The organism is Cognatundibacterium luofuense (assembly GCF_018139685.1).
Classification (GTDB): Bacteria; Pseudomonadota; Gammaproteobacteria; order Burkholderiales; family Burkholderiaceae_D; genus Undibacterium; species Undibacterium luofuense.
The window spans coordinates 1-341 of sequence record NZ_JAGSPN010000366.1; the positions used below are offsets into that span (position 1 = coordinate 1).

Sequence of the window (341 nt, forward strand, 5' to 3'; positions counted from 1 at the left end):
TCAAAAGGCGCTGGTGGTGGCCGACCTGCCGTTCGGCGCCTATGCCACACCGGAATCTGCTTTCGACAATGCTGCCCGTCTGATACGTGCCGGTGCGCAAATGGTGAAACTCGAAGGTGGTACCTGGTTACTGCCGACCATACGCTTCCTGACGGAACGTTCTATTCCAGTCTGTGCCCATCTGGGCCTGACACCGCAATCGGTACATCAATTGGGTGGGTATAAAGTGCAGGGTAAAACCAGTGCCGCTGCAGAATTACTCAAGACCGAAGCCTTAGCGGTACAGGAAGCAGGCGCCAGCCTGCTGGTACTGGAAGCCATTCCAGCCACACTGGGCAAAG

General features: G+C 56.6%; 1 protein-coding gene. It reads left to right on the forward strand.

What is annotated here, in order from left to right; all coding sequences use genetic code 11:
• The coding region (locus KDM89_RS20800; protein ID WP_212689737.1) for a 3-methyl-2-oxobutanoate hydroxymethyltransferase at positions 1–341 on the forward strand (341 nt) is incomplete at both ends.